Source organism: Pseudobutyrivibrio sp. (assembly GCF_015057185.1).
Lineage (GTDB): Bacteria > Bacillota > Clostridia > Lachnospirales > Lachnospiraceae > Pseudobutyrivibrio.
This window is the reverse complement of the sequence record NZ_SVEV01000001.1, coordinates 76,194-95,630: the sequence shown is the minus strand read 5'-3', so window position 1 is coordinate 95,630 and position 19,437 is coordinate 76,194. Positions and strand designations below refer to the sequence as shown.

Sequence of the window (19,437 nt, the reverse complement as noted above, 5' to 3'; positions counted from 1 at the left end):
TTTTTATTTAAAAATTCTAGATTTCATGCTGTAGCCATACTGTTTGTACTTGGAATCAGATAAAACTTGTCCTAAGCCTCTAACACATGATTCCTCTGGTTCCTCGCATGAATTTACTTTGATATTAGTAACCTCAGAGAATAAATCTGTAAGCTGGTAAAGCTGTGATGTACCACCTGTAAGATAAATTCCAGCATGCACAATATCTTTTGCAAGCTCTGGTGGAACCTTTTCAAGGATAAGCTTTACATTTGTACAAAAACTTTCTAAATCTGTTTTCATAGCAGTGTAAATAATATCACTCTCAATTTCCATTTCGATAGGAAGGCCACTTACAACATCTCTTCCGACAACTGTAAGCTTCTCATTTCTGCCCTTCATAGCAGAACCAATCTCTTGCTTTAATTGCTTTGCAGTCTTCTGCCCTATTACTAGATTGTAGTTACGTTTAAGGTGTGTAACGATTGATTCATCAATTTGATTTCCACCAAATGGAAGTAATTCAGATAAAACAAGTCCACCTAAAGAAATAACAGAAATTTCTGTTGTATCAGCGCCTAAATCTACAACCATTACACCTGTAGGCTCTGAAACATCTAAGCCTAAACCGATGGCACTAGCAATTGGCTTTTCACATACCTTAATTGAATGTGGTTTGTTTTTTGTTTTAGTAAATAAATCAGAAAAGGCTTTCTTTTCAACCTCTGTAATATCTGTTGGAACAGCTACTACAATGTCGGAGCCTTTGATTTTCCCTTTTAAATCCTTTTCAAGAACCTCAAAAAGCATTGTCTGCATATTGTCAAAATCAGCAATAACACCTGATACGATTGGAAATGAAACATCTATTGTATCTGGTGCTTTTTCAAACATTGAATATGCATTATCCCCGTATGCATACATCTGATTTTTATTAACAATAGCAATTGTGTTTTTAATGTTAGTGATATGATTGTTTGAACCACTAAAAATCTTGAGATTTTGGGTTCCTATATCTATACCAAATGAATTGGCCATGACCTTCCTCCGTATATCAATTAATTCTTATAAAACCTTTTAAAAGTTTATCACAGTTGTGATGGGTTAACAAGGCGAGCATCTACAAGTTTTTGAAGGGCTTTAAGTATACCAAGCTTGGCATGATTCCATGTTAAACCACCCTGGAAGAATGCAGTATAAGGATCTCTTAATGGGCCATCAGCCGATAATTCAATTGATGATCCCTGAACAAATGCTCCTGCAGCCATAATTACTTGTGAATCATATCCTGGCATATCCCAAGGCTCTGGTGTAACGTATGAATCTACTGGTGCTGCCGCCTGAATACCTTCACAGAATGCAATAAGTCCTTCTGGTTTTAAGAAGGAAACAGCCTGAATGATGTCATATCTTGGTTCTGTAGAATTAGGAATGCATAAGAAGCCAAGCTTTTCAAATATATTTGCAGCAAAAATTGCTCCCTTAAGCGCTCCTGCTACAACTGTTGGTGCAAGGAAAAATCCCTGATAGAAGGATTGCATAATGCCAAGGGATGCTCCTACTTCCTTTCCAAGTCCAGGGCTTGTAAGTCTATGAGCGGCATTTTCGATACACTCCTTTTTACCAACGATGTATCCGCCAATTGGTGCTAATCCTCCACCTGGATTTTTGATAAGGGAACCAACGCACATATCTGCGCCCACCTCAATTGGCTCAATCTTCTCAACAAACTCTCCATAGCAGTTATCTACCATGCAGATAATGTCAGATTTAATACCTTTTATAAATGCTACTAGCTCTCCTATCTGCTCTACTGAAAGAGTTGGACGGTTAGCATAGCCCTTTGATCTTTGGATAGTAACTAGCTTTGTTTTTTCATTAATTGCAGCCTTGATGCCATCATAGTCAAATCCGCCATCAGGTAATAAGTCTACTTGAGAATATGTAATGCCATACTCTGCTAATGAACCATTTGAAGGTCTAATTCCAATAACCTCCTCTAATGTATCGTATGGCTTACCTACTGGTGAAAGCAATTCATCACCTGGACGTAAATTACTCATTAAAGCAAGCGCTAAAGCGTGAGTACCGCATGTAATTTGTGGACGAACCAATGCATCTTCCGCTTTGAAAACAGATGCATATACCTTTTCAAGAGTGTCTCGTCCTACATCATCATAACCGTAGCCAGTTGATGTGTTAAAGCATTCAGCAGCAACCTTGTGCTCCTGCATAGCTTTTAATACTTTTAACTGATTATATTCAGCAATGTTATCAATTTCCTTGAATCTAGGCTCTAATTCCTTTGCAATCTTTGAACCGTATTCATATGCTTCTTTTGAAATACCAAATTCTTTATAAATGCTATACACTTTAAATAATTCCTTTCTCTTTAAGTGTCTTTTGAATATATTCTAATAGCTCTTCATCAGTTTTTAATACTGTTTTATCAAGCCATATAACTTCCTTTTCCCGTCTAAACCATGTAAGCTGGCGCTTAGCATAATTTCTAGAGTTCTTTTTAATTAATTCAACTGCATCTTCTAGGGAAGACCGTCCATTTAAATAAGCTAATATCTCTTTGTATCCAATGCCATCCATTGAGGTCATTCCTGGAACACATCCCATTTTTACAAGCTTATCAACTTCATCTAATAAACCTGCCTCCATCATGATATCAACTCTTTTATTTATACGATTATAGAGTAAATTTCTATCGTCATTTAAAACAAAATATGCAAAATTATATGGGCTTTTTCGATTTCTTTGCTCTTCATTATGAGAACTGAAGGTCTCGCCTGTTAATTTGTAATATTCTAGTGCACGAACCACTCTCTTAACATTAGCTGCTGGTATAGCTTCTGCTGATTTAGCATCAACCTCAGCCAACATTTTATGAAGTGCTTCTTTTCCATTATCACTAGCATATTGTTCTAGATAATCTCTGTACTGCTGATCAATTTTTTGATCTGAAAATTGAATATCATATAAAATGGCCTGAATATAGAATCCAGTGCCACCGCAAATGATTGGGATTTTCCCCTTTGCATAGATTTCTTCTATTGCAGCCTCTACCATTTCCTTGAATCGAACTACATGAAAATCTTCTGTCGGCTCAATTACATCAATAAGATGATGCTTAATACCACCCATTTCATCAGGCATGATTTTGGCTGTACCAATATTCATATGTTTATAAACCTGCATACTGTCAGCAGAAATAATCTCGCCATTAATAGCTCTGGCGAGATTAATTGAAAGTGATGTTTTTCCTACTGCAGTTGGACCAGTTAAAACAACTATTTTTTTCATTAAACAATCCTTTTAAATTTCTTGGCTAATTCATATTCTGAAAATGATATCATAGTTGGTCGACCATGAGGACAATGATATGGATTTTCTAATTCTAACAAATCATCAATTAGTGCCTTAATTTCCGGAATAGATAATTTATTATTTCCTTTTACGGCTGCCTTACATGACATAGAGGCAACTCTCTCAACTATTATATCAAATGAATCGCTAGCTTTATAGGATGTACAATCAGCAAGAGCTTCAATGAAGAACTGTCTTGGATCTAATCCAAGTAAATTACCAGGCACGCCATTAATTGCAAGCTCATTTCCACCAAAGGATTCGACCTGATATCCAAGCTTTTCAAAGGCATCTCGATAAGTCTCAAAATTTAGAATATCCTGTTGTGACAAAGAAATAATAACAGGTGGGCTTACCATTTGTGATGTCATCTCTTTATTTTTTAGACGAGCCATAGTTTTTTCAAATAAAACTTTTTCATGGGCCGCATGCTGATCGATGATGTACATTTTTTTGTCGTATTCTACAATCCAATAGGTGTCAAAAACTTGACCTATTATTTTATGCTCCTTACGAGCTTCTTTATTAAGAAAGCTAATTTGCTCGTATTTTTCACCACCACGATTCTTCTCTGCAAACTTCTTCTCATAAGGTGTATCTGCATGAATTTGCTGGGTGATAGACGCTTTTATTCTCTCTAATTTGCTAGCTTCAAATGGCTCAGGCAATTTCTGCTTTGGTGGAATAACCTCTGGAGTAGAAACAGATGATGCCTGTGATTTTGAAGTAGCTTCTTCAATTATATCCTCATGGATAATAGGTGTATCAGGAGTAATTGATTTAACATTTACCTGCGGAACGGTCTCAGTCTCCACCTTGTTTACTGGAATCTGAGTAATTGAAGGCTGAATTTTAACAGTTGGTTCTTCCACATGAGCTTCAATAACGTCTTCTCTTCTGGTTAATCGCTTGTTAATTATTTTTGTTAATAGCTCGCATACTTGAGATTCATTTTCGAAACGAACCTCTTGCTTTGTAGGGTGAACATTAACATCAACAGCACCATCAATAAATTCGATATTAATTACGAAAAATGGATACTGATGCCCCATTAAAAAGCCATAATAACCTTCTTCGCATGCTCGAGACAAATTATTACTTTTGATATATCTTTTGTTGATAAAGAAGTTTTCAAAAGCTCTATTGCCTCTTGCAATAACTGACTGACCTATAAATCCGTGTATACGAACTTGCTTATCACTGTAATCTAAATCTAAAACATTCGCTGCAATCTGACGTCCATAAATCTGGTAAATAGTATCTGATAAAACTCCATTTCCTGAAGTCATAAGCTTTTCTTTGCCATTTATAATCAATTTAAAGGAAATTTCTGGATGGGAAAGAGCCAAATGCTCTACAACATCAAATACATAACTGCCTTCCGTGCTTTCTGATTTAAGGAACTTCTTACGAGCAGGTGTATTATAAAAGAGCTGACGCACAATAAATGTGGTACCATCTGGTGCACCAATATCCGTAAATGCGATTTCTTTAGCTCCTTCGATAATGTAGCTAGCTCCTAAAAATGAATCCTTCGTTTTAGTAATTAATTCTACTCGAGAAACTGCAGAAATACTTGAAAGAGCCTCTCCTCTAAATCCTAAGGAACGAACATCATCCAAATCAGAAGCATTTTGAATTTTACTGGTAGAATGTCTCAAAAATGCAATCTGAATCTGATCCTTATCAATACCAGTTCCATTATCAGTTATACGAAGATATTCGATGCCACCACCTTTTATCTCTACTGAAATGGCTGTAGCACCGGCATCTATACTATTTTCAATTAATTCCTTGGCCACAGATGCAGGTCTTTCAACAACTTCACCTGCAGCAATCTTGTCAATAGTTTCCTGACTAAGTAAATTGATTTTTCCCATTATTCTGCTACCTTATTGTGATATTCAAACAACACATTCATGGCTTCAAGTGGTGTTATTTTTGTAACATCAATATTTTTTAAACCAGCAATTATTTCTGCTTCGTTTTCTGAAATAGTAATTCCTTCTATTTCTTTTAACTTCTCTTCGATATGCTCTCGAATCGCAATTCTATCAGAGACAGCCGCTATATCGTTTTCATTCAAAGAATTAACAATTGTTTTGGCTCTATCAAGCACAGCCTCTGGAAGTCCAGCTAATTTAGCAACTTGGATACCATAGCTTTGATCTGCTCCTCCTGGAATAATTTTGCGGAGGAATATAATATCATCCCCAAACTCCTGGACAGAAATACAATAATTATGAACCCCCTTTATTTGTCCCTCTAATTCTGTAAGCTCATGGTAATGAGTGGCAAATAAAGACTTTGCGCCAATATTATAGGCAATGTGCTCAACAACAGACCATGCTATTGAAAGTCCGTCGTAAGTTGATGTTCCTCGACCAATTTCATCCAAGATTAATAAAGATTTACTTGTTGCATTATTTAAAATATTTGCAACCTCATTCATTTCTACCATAAAGGTAGACTGTCCAGTAGATAAATCATCTGAAGCGCCTACTCTAGTAAATATTCTATCAACAACGCCAATCTGAGCATAACTTGCCGGTACAAAACTACCTATTTGCGCCATTAGAACTATTAGAGCTACCTGTCGCATATAAGTAGATTTACCTGCCATATTAGGGCCTGTAATAATAGCAATTGTGTTAGAATCAATGTCCAAATAGCAATCATTGGAAATGAACTGATTGTCATCTATCATTTGTTCAACTACCGGATGACGACCTTCTTTTATATCAATTATTCCTCTATTATCAATTATTGGTCTAATGTAGTGATTCTTTTCTGCAACAACTGCAAGGGAAATTAGCGCATCTAGATTAGCAATTGCTTTGGCAGTTATTTGAATTCTATCAACCTGAGAAGCAATAGTATCTCTTACAGTTTTGAAAAATTCATACTCAAGAGTATTTAATCTATCTTCTGCTCCTAAAATACTATCTTCCAATTCTTTAAGTTCTGGTGTGTAGTATCTTTCTGCATTGGTAAGTGTCTGCTTTCTGACATAATAATCTGGCACTAAATCCTTATATGAATTAGTAACTTCTAAATAAAAACCAAATACTTTATTAAATTTGATTTTCAGGTTTTTGATTCCTGTTTTATCTCGTTCCTTTGCTTCTAGTTCAGCAAGCCACTGTTTTCCATCGATTTTGGCACTACGAAGTCTATCTACTTCCTCGTTATAGCCAGTCTTAATGATGTCGCCATCTCGAGCTGAAATTGGTGGTTCTTCCATAATAGCTTCATCAATAAGAACATATAAATCCTTTAAATCATCTATATCATCATTAAGATTATTAATAATGTGAGAATTGAAGCTATTCAGGATTGTCTTTATCGGCTGAAGCATTCCAATAGACTGCTTGAAGGCAATTAAATCTCTTGGATTAGCTGATTGATATGTAATTTTTGTTATTAATCGCTCTAAATCATATACAGAAGAAAGATACTCTCGTAGCTCTTCTCTATCAATCATTTGATTTTTAAGCTCTTCAATTCCATCTTGACGTTTTATAATTTCATCAACCGATATCAGAGGCTGTTCAATATAGCTTTTTAATTGTCTAGCGCCAAGAGCAGTTTTAGTTTTATCCAAAACCCAAAGAAGAGAACCCTTTTTCTGCTTATCTCTCATTGTCTCTGTTAACTCAAGATTTCGTCTTGTTGAGTTATCAATGAGCATATATTTACCATCTGTATAAGGGGTAATATGAGTTAAATGAGCCAAATCAGACTTTTGAGTTTCCTTTAAATAACACAACAAAGAGCCTGCTGCTATTTTACCTATAGAAAAATCTATTAACCCTAATCCCTCAAGGGAATGAGCCTTAAAATGTCTAAGAATTTCTCTTGTACAAATAGTATCATCAAAAGCAGCTTCATCTAATTGGCTGCTGGCACAGCTGAGCTTGTCTGTAATATCCGTAATGTCCATGCCTGATTCATATACTGTTTTAGAATATATAATCTCAGCAGGATTGAATCTAAATAATTCATCAACTAATTTCCTAACAGTATCTACTTCTGTTAAGAAAAAGTCAGCTGTAGATACATCACAGGCAGCTACTCCAAAGCGGCCTCTAGAATAGTATAGAGACATAATATAATTGTTGCTGCCTTCATCTAGAGCCATTTGATCAATATTAGTTCCTGGAGTAACAACTCTAATAACCTCTCGCTTAACAAGTCCCTTAGCTTCCTTAGGGTCTTCTACTTGTTCGCATATGGCAACCTTATAGCCTCTAGCAACAAGTCTATTAATGTATGTATCTGCAGCATGAAAAGGAACACCACACATTGGTGCTCTCTCTTCTGCTCCACAAGATTTTCCTGTTAAAGTTAGTTCCAATTCCTTTGATGCAAGCTTTGCATCATCAAAGAACATCTCATAAAAATCGCCTAGTCTGTAAAATAAAATACAATCCTTGTATTCTTCTTTTGTTTTGAGATATTCTTGCATCATTGGCGTGTATTCTGCCACAATTATTCCCACCTATTCTTAAATTTAATTATTGTTTGCAATCAAAGCCTCAGCAACCTTTAATCCATCCATAGCCGCTGATGTGATTCCGCCGGCGAAACCAGCGCCCTCACCGCATGGATAAAGGCCATTTATATTAGACTGAAACCTTTCATCTCTATTAATTCTCACTGGAGAAGATGTTCTACTTTCAACACCTGATAGAATCGCATCATCTCTATCGAACCCTTTAATTTTAGTACCAAAAGTACCCATTCCGTCAATAATAGATTGACAAATATCCTGAGAAAATATCTCATGTAAAGGACCAAAATCAGTTTTTCCTTTTGTTTCACTAGTAAAATCACCATATGCTGAGGAATTTATTTTTTGCTTAAAATCTCCAAATAATTGCTGAGGTATTTTACCATCACATAGCTGGAAGGCTTTTCCTTCGATAGTGCGCTGGAATTCTATGCCTGATAATGGATTGCTTTTATCAAATTCTCTTTCACCTACGGTAACAACAATTGCACTGTTAGCATTTTTGCTGTCTCGCTTTGAATAACTCATTCCATTTACAACAAGTCTATTTTCTTCTGAGGATGAATTTACAACAAAGCCTCCAGGGCACATACAAAATGAATAAACGCCTCTTCCATTAGGCAAATTGCACGCAAGCTTGTAAGCTGCTGGCTCTAATTCATCAAATCTAGGACCATACATGCTTCTTGAAATATCAATCTGTGGATGTTCTATTCTAAAGCCAACTGCAAAATCCTTTGATTCCATATTAAAACCAAGGTCATATAGCTTTTTAAATGTATCTCTGGCACTATGACCTATAGCAAGTACAACATTGTTGCTATAGTAAGTTTGGTTGTTTGCAACTACACCCTTGATTGTGTTGTTTTCAATAATGAAATCAGTAACCTGACAATTAAAATGAAACTGTCCACCTAAACGAACTATCTCATTTCTCATATTTGAAATGACAGTTTTTAATACATCCGTGCCAATATGAGGCTTATAGTCATATAGGATATTTGAAGGTGCACCAAATCTAACGAATGTATCTAGAACGAATTTATTACGTCCTAATTTATCGTTTACCAAGGTGTTTAATTTGCCATCAGAGAATGTTCCTGCTCCACCTTCACCAAACTGAACATTTGAAGAAGTATCTAAAACACCAGTTTCCCAGAATTTTAAGATATCCCTTGTTCTGTCCTCGACCTTTTTTCCTCTTTCAAAGATAATAGGCTGAAGATTGTTTAAAGCAAAAACATATGCTGCAAATAATCCTGCTGGGCCTGCACCAATAACAATCGGATTGATAGAAGCCGAAGCACTTTTGGGCAGGTCGTATATTTTAGGCTTATATGCATTAATATTATTATCCTTCGTAAATTTAGAAAGAAGTTTTTTTTCTAGCTTGCCATCTAAAGTAACAGCTGCTGAATAAACAAAAAATACCTCAGGCTTTTTACGTGCATCAATAGACTTTTTTATAATTGAAAGCTCTTTGATATCAGAAACCTGTATTTTAAGCTTTTTGGCAATGGCAAAATATAATTCATCATTTTCATCAGCTGATATATTAAGTTTTAACTGATCAATTTTAATCATGTTTATTCCTTTTTATAATTTCATTAGCAGCAAAGCTTGCTGAAGTAAATGCCCAATTTAGATTGTAGCCTCCACAGATGCCATCAATATCTAGGACCTCTCCTGTAAAGAATAAATTCGGGCAAGAAATGGATTCCATAGTGCTTGTATTAATATCATTTAGGCTCACACCACCGGCAGTAACCTGTGAACTATCAAACCCTTTTGTTCCTGTAATTTCGATGGTGAAATTTTTGAAGTAATATACAAGATTTGAAATATCCTCTTCATCAAGCTTTGAAACTACAGTGTCTGAATATATTCTAGAGTAACTAACTATTGCCTCTAATATTTTTTCATTACAAAGTCCAAGTAACGCCTGAAGAATAGGTAATTCATTGTATTTATCGAATCTATTCTTGATTTCGGATGTTAGTTCTGTCTCACTAAAATATGGAATAAAATCTATTTTAACGTCAGATAAGCATTTATTTAATTGATCAAATCCAATAAATCTGCTAATGCACATAACAGGATAACCAGAAATGCCATCTTTATTAAACTGAATCTCGCCTTCACAGGAATAATCCCTATATTTAACAATTCCCCCCGCTCTTATTCCAGCTAACTCCTTTAAACATATATCCTTTGAAGTCAACCCTACTAGTGAAGGGGCAAGTTTAGTAACATGCATCTTATATTTCTGAGCTATTTTATATCCTAGCTTTGAAGAACCAAGTGTTGCTGAAGATAGACCACCGCTAGCCACACATACATGCCTTGCCTGATAACTATCTCTGTTTGAAACAACAGTAAATATGTCATCCTTTGTAATGTCTGTAACTCGATTATCTAAATAAACATCAATTCCTAAAGAATTAATTTCTTTTTCAAGAGCGTCTCTAACAGTTTTAGCTTGATTAGTGTATGGATAATAGTATCCATCTAAATTTTTATTAACCACACCTAAATCTCTTAAAAAATCAATTAAATCCTGATGATTATCAGTTATAAAATCAAGGGGAGCTTCACTATAGTAATATTCTGCCCCCATTCTTCTATTTGTAAAATTACATCTGCCATTGCCTGTAGATAGAATTCTTCTTCCAACAATTCTATTTAATTCTACTAAACAGACCAAAAGACCTGCTCTAGCAAGTTTAATTGCTAAAACAAGTCCTGAAAAGCCAGCACCAACTATGCAGACATCATATAATTTCTTATCATCTTTCATAGAATTACCTCAATAAGTGCAAATTATATGCAATTTGACATAATTTAGCCCCACCTGGGAATTTTGCAAGCGTTTCTTCATCAATTCCTTTAAAGAAAAATAATGCAAAGAAATAAATAATAGCGCCAATTGCTATAGATAATAAGCAAGCTATAGCATTTGCTAATCTAGTCGAAGTTGTAAGTGACAAAAGGGCGTCGAACATTTTGTATAACAGATATACAACAAAGCCCATTACTGCAGAGGCTTCAAGAGGAGCCAAAACTACTCTTTTAATGTCTATATATGCACCTGAATAGCTTAAAACTGCAGATTGATTAAGGAAACACATTAATAATGCATAGAAAGCATTTGCTATTACTACAGCAAAAATATTCAGATGGAATGCAAACATAAGAATTACAAGTAAAACAACATGTGCGACCAAAGCAATAAGTGCATTTTTTACAGGTATAGTCATTTTATTAAGTCCCTGTAATATACCATTTGACAGTGTAGACAGAGAATAAAAAATAACAGAGCAACCACCAATAACAAGCATTAGCATTGCTGTCTTGCTATCATCATTGAATAACAACTGCATAATAGGTGATGCCAAAACCATCATTCCGATAGCACATGGGAAGGCAATTATCATAACAAATCGATTGGCCATGTTAATTTGGCGTTTGACAGAATCTTTTTCTTGAGAATCAAATGCAGCAGTTAAGCTTGGAACCACTGATGCTGCCATGGCACCAGCTATTGCTAGAGGAATATTAATCAATACCTTGTACTGTCCAGAAAATATACCCCATAAATTATTGAATTCCTCAATAGTATAGCCCTGAGATGACATAATATTGTTATAAATACCAAGATCAATAAAAGAGCTTATATTGTAAACCGTTGTACTGAGAAGTACTGGAATAATAGTCATTATTAAAATCCACATGATATCGCCATAGGTTTCGTTATTTCTATGCTTATCACGCTTGACCATCTTTTTAAACACTTTTTTAAAAGCTATAAAGATGAAAAATACAAAAATTAAACCAAATAAAGCACCTATACAAGTACCTAAGGTACCACCTGCAGCGCCGTATGCTGCCGCATATAAAACAGGATGTCCTAACACTCCTCCTATTTTGCTACCATAAGAAAATAGAATTGTAGCTGCCACTATAGAAACAATAGCATTTACAATTTGCTCTACAATCTGTGAAACAGCACTAGGAATCATTGTACCTAAGCCTTGGAAAAATCCTCTAATAACACCTAGTATAGCCACAATAAAAAGTGTAGGCGCTAAAACCTTTAGTGCTATAGCAACCAAAGGATTTTTAATAATATGGACACAAATATATTCAGCTCCAAAGAATAGAAATAAAGAAGCTGCTCCACCACTTATAAACGCAAAAAGAAGGGCTCCGTGCAAAACCTTATTTGCGTCTTTAACGTGCCCTTTTGCCATCCTACTAGCTACCAGCTTAGAAACAGCAAGCGGTAAGCTGTAAGAAGAAATAAGCAATATAATATTATAAATTTCGTAAGCGTTGCCATAAAAACCGTTTCCAGATGAGCCTATAGTAGCTTTAAGTGGGATTCGGTATGCGAGTCCCACTATTCGGCTAACTATTGAGGCAATTGCAAGAATTGAACCTTGCATAAGAAAACCGGCATCGCCATGTTTACTTTTTCTAGTCATAAAAATTAATTTGCCTTGCTAAATTCTGATTTGTCAGCATAGTATGTGTTGTCACCAGTGTAATCACCTTCGAAACCGCCCTGGCAAGCCTGAATCCATGTCTGACCAATATTAAGCTCTATTTCTTCGCCTGTACCAGCATAGTAATAATGAGTAACATCTGTGTCTCCATCCTTTGACCATACAATGTCAATCATTTTACCATTTGTGATGTATTTACCTGAACCAGTATTGTTAGATAATAAGTATCCTAAATACTGTGAGCCCTGATATGTAAACCACTCAACATTCTGAATGATAATGTTCTTAGCTGTAAGCTGCTCGCCAGTAATGGCATCAACCTGCTTCTGGTTGAACTCATATCTGTAATATAAGCCATCATCTTCGTTGTAAACCCAATAAGGATGGTTTGTATAGTAATAAAGCTCTACAGCCTCACAATCCTCTCCATTTTCAAGATTATTGCCATCTGCAGCGAACTTGAAATGAGGCTCATAATCTGAAGGAAGTGTCATATCATAGCCAAGCTTTTTAAGGCCAATATCAATACCATCAGAATTTGTGTAAAGTGTATGCTCAGATGTGCCTGTACGGTAAGTAGCACTGCTTCCCTTTGATCCTTCAAGTGTAAGTGCATTGAGGTTGTCTACAAGGTTTTTGTCATCAATAAGCTCAAATGCTGCTGGGTTACCACCTGCGTGCATATAAATAGCATCATACTCGCTTGCAAAGTATACGAAATATGGTCTAGAACTACGAATATTACCGATTTGGTCTAAGCCTGAATAATCATCGAAAATAGCCATCATTCTAGTAATTCCACCTTCAACAACACATTCATAAATAACTCCTGCGTTGCCAATACCATACTGTGGTAAACATACTTTAGTATTTTCAATCATTACCGCAACTGGTCTTTGTCTTCCGTAGCTTGCATCTACCCATTCTCCAGTAAGATAACTTCTAACTTGTCCGTCCTCTGAAACTTGATCCCAAAAAGCAACAGAATCATCTACAGCCTCTACAGACTCTGATGAGCTCTCAACGCCAGGTGATGAGTCAGTTTTTGCCTCATCCTTGTTTCCACAAGCGATGAGTGACAATGCAGTCGAGAAAATAAGCATTGCAGATAACAATTTTTTCTTCATAGATTGGTTCTCCTTTTTGATTAATTACGAGAAATGTTTAGATAATCTAAAATCTCTCGCTGTTTCTGTTCCATAACCGAAGCTTCTTCTTCAGTCATGTGATCAAACCCAAATAAATGTAACATACTATGGGCTATAAGAAAAGCATACTCTCTTAGGACTGAATGATTATATTCTTCTGCTTGCGAGTATATTCTTTCTGCGCATAAAACAATGTCCCCAAGTATAACCTCTCCCGTTTCTGGATTGAATAAATCATCATTAGATTCTATTTTATCAAAATCCCCTGGTTTTTCATACTCAACCATAGGAAAAGATAACACATCTGTAGCGGAATCAATATTACGAAACTCTTTATTGATAGCATGTATTCCTTCACTATCGGTAATTGTAAGGCTAATTTCTGCTTCAAATGGGAATTTAAGCTGGTCCATAGCAGTTTCAATTACCTTTTTCGCAATATCCTCATAATCAAAATCAAATTCAGCATCAATTTCATTTTCTATTAATATAGTCATGCTAAAATATCCTCATTTGCTAATATTTCTCTGATAACCAGGAATTGATTCATAGTTAATCCTGAATTATCGTAGATACCCTTTTGAGAAAGTTCATTAATAGTTTGGTAAATTACCATGTTTTGGTTCCAAGAGCTACTCATGGAATCAGAATCAAACAATTCGACTTTTGTAACAACAGAATCAACCATATGAACAATAGCTGACTCCCGTGAACTAGGCAAAAATACTACTCCTCCATATTCAGCTAAAATCTGAATCAAATCACCAGGGAAGCAATAATCATTAGCTATTTTTATAGCATTGTCAATAATTGGCTCTCCTTCAAGCTTGCCTAATCGATAATAAAGTCCGCCACAAGCAGCCAAATCGCTGTTGGCATTGATGGCCTCGGCGCATTTCCTAGAAAGCTTGGAAACTCTCATTGCGTGAGTGTATTCTATATATGAGAGCTTTCGAATATCCTGACAAAGAGAATAATCAGGACTAAGAAAAATATCGTAGGATTCTGATTGGGATTCCAGTACATATTTGCTAAACAAAGGAACAATCATAACTGATACCAATGCAGCAATCAAACCTTCTATTAATCCATATATGAATACAGAAAATGTAAGCTCTAAATAATTGAAATAATAAAATATGACAGAAACTAATGTGGTAATTGTAAATGTAAGGATTACCCCATATAGCTTAAAAATATTCTCCTCACGCTTCATGAAGGTAGTTAAAATGGAACCAAATAGAACCATCGTAATATAGCAAAGAACAATATAAATACTATAATCCCAACAGAGTGAAGAAATAATAATCAAATAAATACTAAGACTGATGCTAAGACCATCGTCAAAAACGCAGCTAGATAGCATAGGTACCAGTATAAATGGTGCGAAAAAAACTGGCGCAAATTCACCACAAACAAAAACTAGAACCCAATCTAAAAAAATAACAGCTGTAATTTTGCCATATGTAATAAAATTGAATTCTGGCAATTTGCCTTCTAATCTTCTGTTTATCAATAAAAGCATAAACAACAAAAAGAAACAAATATTAATAGCTGCCAAACAAATATATTTATCAACCAACACCGAAGCAAATATGCACATGAAAGTATTAGCTATAATAAATATAAATGCCATACCTACAGAATAGCCTAAACGTTTTGCGGAAAACCTGTTAGTATATTTCATTTTTTTGTCCTTTTAGATTTATTTTCAGCTTTTTTGTCGTAAACCTCGTATGCATTAACAATTTTTTGGACTAAAGGATGTCTTACAACGTCTTTGGCATCTAAAGTACAGATTTTAATATCTTCAATATTTTTAAGAATCTTCATGGCATCATCTAAGCCTGATTTAACACCACCAGGTAAATCCTTTTGTGTTAAATCACCGGTAATAACAGCCTTTGAGCCAAAACCTATACGGGTTAAAAACATCTTCATTTGAGCAGGTGTGGTATTCTGCGCCTCGTCTAATATGATGAAAGCATTGTCAAGAGTACGACCTCTCATATATGCAAGAGGTGCAACCTCAATTAATCCCTTTTCCATATTTCGTTGAAATGCTTCTGCTCCCATAATTTGATAAAGTGCATCATATAAAGGGCGTAAATATGGATCAACCTTACTCTGTAAATCTCCAGGTAAAAAGCCTAGCTTCTCTCCTGCTTCTATGGCTGGTCTAGTAAGAATTATTCTAGAAACTTCTTCGTTTTTAAAAGCAGTAATAGCTTTAGCCATTGCAAGATATGTTTTACCTGTACCGGCTGGGCCAACGCCAAAAACTATCATGTTATCCGAAATAGCATCTACATATTTTTTCTGACCCAATGTTTTAGGGGCAACTGGCTTTCCTGTGGTAGTATGGCAAATAATCTCACCTCTAGCTCCTGAAACATCATGACTTTCAATTTTTTCTTGTTCTATTGACATAACGTAATTTACATCCTGTGTTGTAATAATATTCCCAGCCTTTGATAGCTCTAGTAACTCATTAACAATTATATTAGCGTGTTCGACATGGGTTTTGTCCCCTAGTAATTTAATGATATCATCACGCAGGACAAATGAAATATTCATCCCTTTTTCGATCGTTTTTATATTTTTATCAAACTGACCAAATATATTATCTATGTGCTCTGCTGGAATACTTATGTTTAGTGAAAAATCGCTCATATTACTCTACTATATCAAGAATTAACTGCATGTGACCGCAATTATCTTTTGCAATAACTGTGGCATTTCTAATCATGTCTTCGGCTTTCTTTGCTTTATTTAAATCGTTAGCATGTATGTAGCAAATAGGTTCACCTGATTTGATTTCATCCCCTACTTTTTTGTTTAATACAATACCAACAGACATGTCTATAACATCGTCAAAGGTCTCACGTCCGCCGCCAAGTGACATTGAAGCAAGACCAAAAGATTCTGCCTTTAATGCATGAACATAGCCATCTTCATTTGCACAAACTGGAATAATATGTTCTGCAGGCTTAAATTTATTAATATCCTTTGCAAAAGAAGAATCGCCCCCCTGGGCCTCGATAAATTCTATAAATTTATTATATGCACTGCCATCCTCTATGGCTTTTTCCATAAGTGCTTTGGCTTTTGCTTTATCAGTTTCTATGCCAGAGAAAACAATCATCTGAGAACCTAAGGCATATACAACCTCCATTAAATCCTCAGGTCCCTTACCCTGAAGAGCATTTATTGCTTCGATTACTTCTAGATTATTACCTACAGCAAAGCCCAAAGGCTCATCCATATTTGTAAGAACAGCTGCTATTTTCTTGTCAGCTCTTTTGCCTATATCAACCATAGAATGAGCAAGCTCAAGTGCTGAATCCTTATTTTTCATAAATGCACCGTCACCAACTGTAACATCAAGTACGATAGCGTCTGTGCCAGCTGCAAGCTTTTTAGACATAATTGAGCCTGTTATAAGTGAAACCTCATCAACAGTAGCTGTTACATCTCTAAGCGCATAAAGCTTTTTATCTGCTGGCGCAAGATTTTTAGACTGACCAGTAACTGCAATTTTAATTTTGTTAACCTGATTAATAAACTCCTCTTCAGATAAAGCTACATTAAATCCAGGAAAAGCCTCTAATTTGTCAATAGTTCCACCTGTATGACCAAGTCCTCTACCACTCATTTTGGCAACAGGAACGCCTATAGAAGCGATAATTGGTCCTAAAACTAAAGTTACCTTGTCTCCAACTCCGCCAGTAGAATGCTTGTCGATTTTAACCCCGTCTATTGAAGATAAATCAAGAATATCGCCTGAATCTCTCATAGCCATTGTTAAATCATAGCGCTCTCTAACGCTCATTCCATTAAAACAAATAGCCATTAAAAGTGCAGATATTTGATAATCAGGTATTTCATCATTTGTATAGCCATTGATTATCTCATATATTTCCTCGGTAGAAAGCTCTTTGCCGAGTTTCTTTTTTTCAATTAAATCATACATTCTCATGTAGATACCCTCCGAATAAACTATTATTTATGATAAGGTTCATTTTTCATAATACGCATAGCTCTATAAATCTGCTCTAATAACACCACTCTCATTAATTGATGAGGGAAAGTCATCTTAGAAAAAGAAATTTGGAACTGGCATCGATTAAGCACCTCGTCAGCAAGTCCCAATGATCCACCGATTACAAAGGCTATAGAACTATTTCCTTGAATGCCTAGGTTCTCGATATATTTAGAGAATTCAACTGAATCAAGTTGTTTTCCAAGAATAGCTAGCCCTATAACAAAGTCCTTATCATTTATTTGCTTTAATAAACGCTCTCCTTCTTTATTTTTAATAATACTAATTTCAGTATCAGAGGCATTCTCTGAAGTTTTTTCATCGGCCACCTCTATAACCTTTACTGAGCAGTATTTAGAAAGGCGTTTTAAGTATTCGTCAATTGCCTGTGTATAAAACTTTTCTTTGATTTTTCCTACACATAGAATCTTAATATTCATGTAACCTATTTTAGAACATTTAGTAGGATTTAACAATAGAATGAACATAGAAACCATACATTTAGTGGTTCTAGAAATTTACAGCAAAAACAAAGACACGCCTGCGGTGACGTGTCTTTAAAAAGGGAGAATAATGTTATGAAAAATGTATCTCTTGTTGAGATGATGTTATCATACAATTAAATTATGTATAAATTTGGCTTTATCTGTGAAGTAAATGTGAAACTATTTTTCGTAACATTTTTCTATTTCTTCTAAGCTATTACTTTGCATCTTAGAGGATTATTAGTAATGATATTCTCCCCTATATAATGGGCTTTGATTTCCATTAGCATCAATTATAACAACCGATAAAACGCTATCTCCTGAAATTATAGGAAATGGTTCTGTATATTCTATTCCATTCTCTGCAGGATCTGAGCCATCCCATGTATAATAAGCGGTTGCATTATCAGGAACAGCAATTGAAATATACTGTAATTCTGTATATGTTCCCGCTTCTGGAGATACAGCTGGCGTAGATAATTCCGCATATTCTATTACATAGGTTTCGCTAGCAACATCAGAATAATAGCCCTCTGAGTTTACAGAAACAGCTTTTATTTCGGTAGTGCCTTCCTTCAACGTAATCCCGTCAGAATAAAGCTTTCCTGATGTAACAGGATTTTTGCCATTTGTTGTATAAAAAATTTGATCTCCATTATTTGCTTTTAAATATATGGTAAGACTCGTATCATATTCGCCACCTTCATCGCTAAATGTCGGTGCAGAAACAAAATATGAACTAATCATAGAATAGATTTCTTCATTAGGCGCATTATCAGCTAACGTATGAATAGAATCATAATCCTTTAGTGCTACATATGATTGCAACAAATATGAATATATCGTTTTATTATCAGGCTCGTAATTTAAGGCTATTGTAAGATATTCAACTGCATTTTTGTATTCTTTAACCTTGAAGTACATTCGACCAAGGCCGTATATCGCCTCGTACGAATCAGTCTTAATATTGTAAGCCTCTTCGTAGTAGCCCAATGCTTTTGCATATTGACTACCTTCCTCTGCCTTTATAGCCGAATTCATAAGATTGTCATAAGAATGCTTATTTGCATATGCTGCAATCAAACAAGTACCACCAATACTTATAATTAGTAAAAATGTAATTAATAAAATACATGAACGTTTGCTAAGGATAGCCTCCTTAGGCGCAACGACTTTTTTGTGAGAATTAGCTGTTTTGTCTGAACCAGTTGTTTTGTATACGCCTGTGGCGAATTTTTCTTTGGATTTGTTTTTATCTTCTACAACTTTTGATAGAAGTTCTTCTTCCAAAACATCATATTCAGGCACAAGCTGAATAGACTCCCCGCATTTTGGGCAGTACAAAAGCTTTGATTCAATTTCCTCTCCACAATTTTTGCATTTCATAATT

The 19,437-nt window shown here is 35.2% G+C and carries 15 protein-coding genes; all 15 read right to left on the bottom strand.

Annotation, left to right across the window (positions count from 1 at the left end; genetic code table 11):
* Positions 1–3 precede the first annotated feature (3 nt).
* Complete coding sequence (mreB, locus tag E7276_RS00450; RefSeq protein WP_294212358.1) at positions 4–1,017, bottom strand: rod shape-determining protein; 1,014 nt, start codon at positions 1,015–1,017, stop codon at positions 4–6.
* Positions 1,018–1,067: 50 nt separating this feature from the next.
* Entirely contained in the window at positions 1,068–2,351 is a 1,284-nt protein-coding gene (locus E7276_RS00445) for a methionine gamma-lyase family protein (RefSeq protein WP_294212356.1), read from the bottom strand.
* A gap of 1 nt (position 2,352) precedes the next feature.
* Positions 2,353–3,291 carry a tRNA (adenosine(37)-N6)-dimethylallyltransferase MiaA gene (gene miaA / locus E7276_RS00440; RefSeq protein ID WP_294212355.1) on the bottom strand — a complete coding sequence of 313 codons (939 nt, stop codon included), beginning with the start codon at positions 3,289–3,291 and terminating at the stop codon, positions 2,353–2,355.
* Entirely contained in the window at positions 3,291–5,234 is a 1,944-nt protein-coding gene (gene mutL, locus E7276_RS00435) for a DNA mismatch repair endonuclease MutL (protein WP_294212353.1), read from the bottom strand. The genes miaA and mutL overlap by 1 nt, the downstream gene beginning before the upstream one ends.
* A complete protein-coding gene (gene mutS, locus E7276_RS00430; protein ID WP_330598879.1) occupies positions 5,234–7,843 on the bottom strand; it encodes a DNA mismatch repair protein MutS in 2,610 nt (869 codons plus the stop codon). The genes mutL and mutS overlap by 1 nt, the downstream gene beginning before the upstream one ends.
* A 24-nt stretch (positions 7,844–7,867) precedes the next feature.
* Entirely contained in the window at positions 7,868–9,451 is a 1,584-nt protein-coding gene (locus tag E7276_RS00425; RefSeq protein WP_294212351.1) for an NAD(P)/FAD-dependent oxidoreductase, read from the bottom strand.
* Positions 9,444–10,664 carry an aminoacetone oxidase family FAD-binding enzyme gene (locus tag E7276_RS00420; RefSeq protein WP_294212349.1) on the bottom strand — a complete coding sequence of 407 codons (1,221 nt, stop codon included), beginning with the start codon at positions 10,662–10,664 and terminating at the stop codon, positions 9,444–9,446. The genes E7276_RS00425 and E7276_RS00420 overlap by 8 nt, the downstream gene beginning before the upstream one ends.
* 4 nt (positions 10,665–10,668) lie before the next feature.
* Complete coding sequence (locus E7276_RS00415; protein ID WP_294212348.1) at positions 10,669–12,351, bottom strand: putative polysaccharide biosynthesis protein; 1,683 nt, start codon at positions 12,349–12,351, stop codon at positions 10,669–10,671.
* Positions 12,352–12,356: 5 nt separating this feature from the next.
* Positions 12,357–13,499 carry a DUF3048 domain-containing protein gene (locus E7276_RS00410; protein ID WP_294212346.1) on the bottom strand — a complete coding sequence of 381 codons (1,143 nt, stop codon included), beginning with the start codon at positions 13,497–13,499 and terminating at the stop codon, positions 12,357–12,359.
* A 20-nt stretch (positions 13,500–13,519) separates the two neighbouring features.
* Positions 13,520–14,017, bottom strand: coding sequence for an rRNA maturation RNase YbeY (gene ybeY / locus E7276_RS00405; RefSeq protein WP_294212344.1), 498 nt, complete (start codon positions 14,015–14,017; stop codon positions 13,520–13,522).
* Positions 14,014–15,207 (bottom strand): hypothetical protein, encoded by a 1,194-nt coding sequence (locus tag E7276_RS00400; protein ID WP_294212342.1) that lies wholly within the window; start codon positions 15,205–15,207, stop codon positions 14,014–14,016. Before E7276_RS00400 ends, ybeY begins: the two co-directional genes overlap by 4 nt.
* Positions 15,204–16,193: a PhoH family protein gene (locus E7276_RS00395; RefSeq protein WP_294212341.1), complete on the bottom strand. Its 990-nt coding sequence runs from the start codon at positions 16,191–16,193 to the stop codon at positions 15,204–15,206. Before E7276_RS00395 ends, E7276_RS00400 begins: the two co-directional genes overlap by 4 nt.
* Before the next feature lies 1 nt (position 16,194).
* Complete coding sequence (locus E7276_RS00390) at positions 16,195–17,499, bottom strand: pyrimidine-nucleoside phosphorylase (protein ID WP_294212339.1); 1,305 nt, start codon at positions 17,497–17,499, stop codon at positions 16,195–16,197.
* Between the two features lie 23 nt (positions 17,500–17,522).
* Entirely contained in the window at positions 17,523–18,002 is a 480-nt protein-coding gene (rlmH, locus tag E7276_RS00385) for a 23S rRNA (pseudouridine(1915)-N(3))-methyltransferase RlmH (RefSeq protein ID WP_294212338.1), read from the bottom strand.
* 285 nt (positions 18,003–18,287) lie between these two features.
* Positions 18,288–19,433: a chitobiase/beta-hexosaminidase C-terminal domain-containing protein gene (locus E7276_RS00380; RefSeq protein ID WP_294212336.1), complete on the bottom strand. Its 1,146-nt coding sequence runs from the start codon at positions 19,431–19,433 to the stop codon at positions 18,288–18,290.
* Positions 19,434–19,437 lie beyond the last annotated feature (4 nt).

Excerpts from the sequence above, each read along its gene's own strand:
- E7276_RS00380 (WP_294212336.1), bottom strand. The coding sequence starts at position 19,433 with ATGAAATGCAAAAATTGTGGAGAGGAAATTGAATCAAAGCTTTTGTAC.
- E7276_RS00415 (WP_294212348.1), bottom strand. The coding sequence starts at position 12,351 with ATGACTAGAAAAAGTAAACATGGCGATGCCGGTTTTCTTATGCAAGGT.
- mreB (WP_294212358.1), bottom strand. The coding sequence starts at position 1,017 with ATGGCCAATTCATTTGGTATAGATATAGGAACCCAAAATCTCAAGATT.
- mutL (WP_294212353.1), bottom strand. The coding sequence starts at position 5,234 with ATGGGAAAAATCAATTTACTTAGTCAGGAAACTATTGACAAGATTGCT.
- E7276_RS00425 (WP_294212351.1), bottom strand. The coding sequence starts at position 9,451 with ATGATTAAAATTGATCAGTTAAAACTTAATATATCAGCTGATGAAAAT.
- E7276_RS00410 (WP_294212346.1), bottom strand. The coding sequence starts at position 13,499 with ATGAAGAAAAAATTGTTATCTGCAATGCTTATTTTCTCGACTGCATTG.
- E7276_RS00390 (WP_294212339.1), bottom strand. The coding sequence starts at position 17,499 with ATGAGAATGTATGATTTAATTGAAAAAAAGAAACTCGGCAAAGAGCTT.
- rlmH (WP_294212338.1), bottom strand. The coding sequence starts at position 18,002 with ATGAATATTAAGATTCTATGTGTAGGAAAAATCAAAGAAAAGTTTTAT.
- E7276_RS00395 (WP_294212341.1), bottom strand. The coding sequence starts at position 16,193 with ATGAGCGATTTTTCACTAAACATAAGTATTCCAGCAGAGCACATAGAT.
- ybeY (WP_294212344.1), bottom strand. The coding sequence starts at position 14,017 with ATGACTATATTAATAGAAAATGAAATTGATGCTGAATTTGATTTTGAT.
- E7276_RS00400 (WP_294212342.1), bottom strand. The coding sequence starts at position 15,207 with ATGAAATATACTAACAGGTTTTCCGCAAAACGTTTAGGCTATTCTGTA.
- miaA (WP_294212355.1), bottom strand. The coding sequence starts at position 3,291 with ATGAAAAAAATAGTTGTTTTAACTGGTCCAACTGCAGTAGGAAAAACA.
- E7276_RS00420 (WP_294212349.1), bottom strand. The coding sequence starts at position 10,664 with ATGAAAGATGATAAGAAATTATATGATGTCTGCATAGTTGGTGCTGGC.